General features: G+C 61.3%; 6 protein-coding genes. 2 read left to right on the top strand and 4 right to left on the bottom strand.

The window, feature by feature from the left end; translation table 11 throughout:
• Window positions 1-27: 27 nt before the first annotated feature.
• Genes ACSHXH_RS19060 through ACSHXH_RS19050 form a run of 3 tightly spaced genes read right to left on the bottom strand, consistent with a single transcriptional unit; the run spans window position 28 to window position 1,897 of the window.
• Window positions 28-591, bottom strand: a complete 564-nt coding sequence (locus ACSHXH_RS19060; protein ID WP_435673381.1) for an LptA/OstA family protein — start codon at window positions 589-591, stop codon at window positions 28-30.
• Window positions 591-1,250 carry an LPS export ABC transporter periplasmic protein LptC gene (lptC, locus tag ACSHXH_RS19055; protein ID WP_435673380.1) on the bottom strand — a complete coding sequence of 220 codons (660 nt, stop codon included), beginning with the start codon at window positions 1,248-1,250 and terminating at the stop codon, window positions 591-593. Before lptC ends, ACSHXH_RS19060 begins: the two co-directional genes overlap by 1 nt.
• Before the next feature lie 11 nt (window positions 1,251-1,261).
• Window positions 1,262-1,897 (bottom strand): ribonuclease D, encoded by a 636-nt coding sequence (locus ACSHXH_RS19050; RefSeq protein WP_435673379.1) that lies wholly within the window; start codon window positions 1,895-1,897, stop codon window positions 1,262-1,264.
• A gap of 83 nt (window positions 1,898-1,980) precedes the next feature.
• Between ACSHXH_RS19050 and ung the strand changes: the two genes are divergently transcribed.
• A complete protein-coding gene (gene ung, locus ACSHXH_RS19045; RefSeq protein WP_435673378.1) occupies window positions 1,981-2,670 on the top strand; it encodes a uracil-DNA glycosylase in 690 nt (229 codons plus the stop codon).
• An 18-nt stretch (window positions 2,671-2,688) separates the two neighbouring features.
• Window positions 2,689-3,015, top strand: a complete 327-nt coding sequence (locus ACSHXH_RS19040; RefSeq protein ID WP_435673377.1) for a TraR/DksA family transcriptional regulator — start codon at window positions 2,689-2,691, stop codon at window positions 3,013-3,015.
• A gap of 40 nt (window positions 3,016-3,055) precedes the next feature.
• Here the strand turns inward: ACSHXH_RS19040 and ACSHXH_RS19035 are convergent, their stop codons facing one another.
• Window positions 3,056-3,766: a hypothetical protein gene (locus ACSHXH_RS19035; protein ID WP_435673376.1), complete on the bottom strand. Its 711-nt coding sequence runs from the start codon at window positions 3,764-3,766 to the stop codon at window positions 3,056-3,058.
• Window positions 3,767-3,845: the final 79 nt, after the last annotated feature.

Below are 3,845 nucleotides of genomic sequence, written 5' to 3'. Positions count from 1 at the left end.
CGACAAAAACGCGCAAACAAATTTGCGTTAGTCCTGCGGGACTGAGAACGTCCCCGTGACACGCCCGTCTGATCCTTCGGTGCCGGGATTGGTGCGGTTTCCACTGGCGCGGCCATCTATGCTTGAGCGCCCACTATTGAGGTCTATCACCAGACGCCCGCCGCTCAGCGTATCGCCTGCGCGGCGCAATTGCACATTGCCGGCCATCGTGATGATCCGGCGATTGAAGTCGTAGACGGCGGTATCGCCGCTCGCGCGTTCATCTCCGCGGGTCACGACGACGCCGCCATTGGCAGTGATGCGCTGTACATCCAGCGATCCATCATCGGTGTAATTCGCCAGCATTCGCTGCGCCCTCAGTGTCATCCCGGCCTGATTGACGATCACTCCGCCGGTTAAGACGACGCGGTTTGCACGGTCATCAAAGTCGATACTGCCGGCATCGAAAGACACAGGTGCGCGGGTGTTGTGCGATGCGATTCCTTGCGCGTTCAAAGCCATTCCGCCCACCAGCGCACTGGTCAGGGCAAAGCCTCCGATGGCCCAGCTGAAAGCGATTTTGCGCAAGTTTGGAGTGCTTGAAACTGTCATCAGGGTATCCTCAATTCGCCGGGGACCATTCGCATCTTCGCACTGCCGGTGAGCGTGAACCTTCGCTCATCTAGCTGCGCGCGCATACTGTTTGCGGAGAATGTCCCCGCCGGAACTGCGCCTTCTACGCCGTCATCGCCGCGCATTGTGCGGTTTTCGAGGTCAAAGCTGACCCCGCTTGCAGTCATTGAATAGCCATCGGCGGTTTGCACGCGCACCGTGCCGTCCACCGTGACGACCTCTTCGTTTATGTCGTAAACGCCGCCTAATGCAGATACGCGCGCGGGACCATCATCGAGCAGCATCTGCGCCATCAAGTCCTCCATCCGCACCATGCCTTCGGCGCTGGATCGCTGCACCGCTTCGCCTGCGGTGATTGAGAACGGGCGGCCAATATCGTCGCGGCCCCGGTACATCGCATTGTCGACGCTCAGCCGCTCATCAATCACCGCAACCTTTGTCCGGTCGAGCAGAAAGCTGACCTCGCCGCGCGGCGATAGGGGGGTGATTATCATCAGCGCCGCCAGCACGCCCACGCCCATCGGTAGAACGCGTGCAAGGAAGCCGACGAGCTTGTCGTGGCTGCCACCGGGCGCGGCGAAGTGCTGCCGCTTGTTGCGCAGCTCCTGTGCCTCGTCCGTTTCAATGCGGCGTTTCATGCCCATGACCTTTAAGCGTAGTGTCCTTCATTGTGGCTGAATATGTCGCGGCCATCCCAACCGGCAATGTCGAGCAGAGCGCGGGTCGGCAGGAAGTCAAAGCAGGCCTGAGCCATTTCCGTGCGCCCTTCGCGTTCCAGCCGGATGATCAGCTCATCGCGCAAAGCGTGGAGGAACCGCACATCTGACGCAGCGTAATCGCGCTGCGCATCGCTGAGCACGGGGCCGCCCCAATCCGACGATTGCTGCTGCTTTGAAATATCAGCGCCAAGCAGCTCAGTTGCGAGGTTCTTGAGCCCGTGGCGGTCGGTGTAGGTCCGCACCATTTTGCTGGCGATTTTGGTGCAGAACACTGGCCCTGCCATCACGCCCAGATAGTAGTGCAGCGCCGCGAGATCGAAGCGTGCATAGTGATACAGCTTCACGCGCGACTGGTCTGCCAGCAGCGCCTTCAGATTGGGCGCATCATAGGTGCTGCCCGGTGCAAAGCGCACGAGGTGCTCATCGCCCGAACCATCGCTGATCTGAACAACGCACAGCCTGTCGCGGTGAGTGATGAGACCCATGGTCTCTGTATCCACCGCAAGCGCGCTGGTGCCTTCAAGGACGCCCGCAGGCAGGTCTTCTTCATGGAAATGGACTGTCATTGGCCAGCCAATACGCCGATTGGGGATAGAGGGGAAGGGGTCTCTCGCGCTGCGGGCCCGCACAGGTGTAGCCTGCGTGGGCTATGGCCCCTGACCCGATCCCTGAAAGCTGGCGCGCCGCGCTAGAGCCAGTGCTCCAAACACAAGAAGCGCGAAAGCTGGGCGGCTGGCTGCGCGCAGAGGAGGATGCGGGCAAGGTGATCTACCCTCCGCGCGGGATGCGGCTCGCCGCACTCGCCGCAACGCCGCTGGACCAAGTGCGCGTCGTTATCCTGGGCCAAGACCCCTATCACGGGCCGGGTCAGGCCCACGGGCTCAGTTTCTCGGTACAAGATGGTGTCAAAGCGCCGCCGTCTTTGCGAAACATCATGCAGGAGCTGGTGAGCGACCTTGGCATTGATCCGCCTGCCACCGGCAATCTCACCGCGTGGGCGCAGCAGGGCGTGCTAATGCTCAACAACACGCTGACGGTAGAGGCGGGGCAAGCGGGCAGCCATGCGGGGCGCGGCTGGGATGCAATCACCGATGCAGCGGTTCAGGCCGTTGTGGATCGGGGCGAACCAGCGGTCTTTATCCTGTGGGGCAGCCATGCGGCGAAGAAGGCGGGCCGGGTTCGCGGATTGGGCACCGGCGCGCACCACCGCATCATCAAATCCCCACATCCCAGCCCGCTTTCCGCCTATCGCGGCTTCTTCGGATCGAAGCCTTTCAGTGAAGCGAATGCGTTTTTGGAGGCCAATGGCCGGGGTGTGATAGACTGGTCGTTGAAGTGAGGCTGAAATGAGAAGCTGGTGACCAAAGACGAAGCCCGAACGGCGCTGAAAGCGCGGGAGGCCGAATTGGCCGAGGAAGACAGGTTGTCCGACGAAGCCCGCGCGCCTGTCACCTTGCAGCAAGACAGCGTAGGGCGATTGTCGCGGATGGACGCAATGCAGCAGCAAGCGATGGCACAGGCTCAGGAACGGCGGCGCGGACAAGAACGGTTGCGGATCAAGGCAGCTTTTGCGCGCCTCGACGAAGGCGAATGGGGTTACTGCGCGACCTGCGGCGAAGAGATCGCAGCCGCGCGTTTAAAGCATGATCCCAGCGTCGCTGTGTGCGTGGGTTGTGCCGGGTAGATCGCAGTGCTTGCGGGTCTGGCCCGCGGCGGATGCGCGTTTACTCACGCTCCACTTTGCGCATTTCCAACGGCCACTGGCCGCCATTCATACTCAGAACTCCGTCAACCAGAACGCCGCTCATTCCGGTGAAATCCGCGACGCCCAGATCGTTGCGGCGAAATTCAAACCGGATTGTCTCACCCGGCTGGACCGCGAATGTTCCCGCCAGATCATACACTGGCGACCTGACATCATAATTTGATTGAATCAGCTGCAAGCTTTCCGGTGTGTCGCACTCGCCCTCTGGCGGGGACCAGCCTTCGGATGGGATAGGTTGATTGAAGCGTGCACCATTGGCGCATGTCAGCAATGCGTCCGCATATTGGAACGGTTCGCCATTCGTGGATTGGACGACCTTGACCAGCGGCCGGTCAGGCACGCTTTCATTCCCTAACCACCCAAACTCCGGCGCCACGGGCACCGGGTCACTGGTGAAGAGGATAAACTCGCCCTGCTGCGTCCATGTACCCGCCGCACGCATATCGAGCCCGCCGACTGACAGGCCCCATTCAAACGTGCCATCTTCGCGCACGATCATGCCCATGGCCGTTTCGAACGAATTGCCGTTGTACCGGCCGACAAAATCGGAAGCAGGCTGAGCTTCGGTGGCTTGCCCTTCAGGCTCCTGATCCTGAGCCAGCACAGGGCTGGCAATGGCAAATGCTAGCGCGGAAAGAGCGCAGGCAAGTGCGATGGCAGGGCGGGGCATCCTAGAAATCCGCCGTCAGCCTCGCGCCCACTGTCACGCCGGTATCGCGAAACGCAATCGCGCTATCGACGACTTGGAC

The organism is Marivita sp. (assembly GCF_051251565.1).
Taxonomy (GTDB): domain Bacteria; phylum Pseudomonadota; class Alphaproteobacteria; order Rhodobacterales; family Rhodobacteraceae; genus Marivita.
Note: the sequence above shows the minus strand (reverse complement) of the source record. Positions and strands in the feature narration are given on the sequence as shown.

Bases quoted from the DNA above. Each gene is read 5' to 3' on its own strand.
- ACSHXH_RS19060 (WP_435673381.1), bottom strand. From the start codon at position 591: ATGACAGTTTCAAGCACTCCAAACTTGCGCAAAATCGCTTTCAGCTGG.
- ACSHXH_RS19035 (WP_435673376.1), bottom strand. From the start codon at position 3,766: ATGCCCCGCCCTGCCATCGCACTTGCCTGCGCTCTTTCCGCGCTAGCA.
- ung (WP_435673378.1), top strand. From the start codon at position 1,981: ATGGCCCCTGACCCGATCCCTGAAAGCTGGCGCGCCGCGCTAGAGCCA.
- ACSHXH_RS19050 (WP_435673379.1), bottom strand. From the start codon at position 1,897: ATGACAGTCCATTTCCATGAAGAAGACCTGCCTGCGGGCGTCCTTGAA.
- lptC (WP_435673380.1), bottom strand. From the start codon at position 1,250: ATGAAACGCCGCATTGAAACGGACGAGGCACAGGAGCTGCGCAACAAG.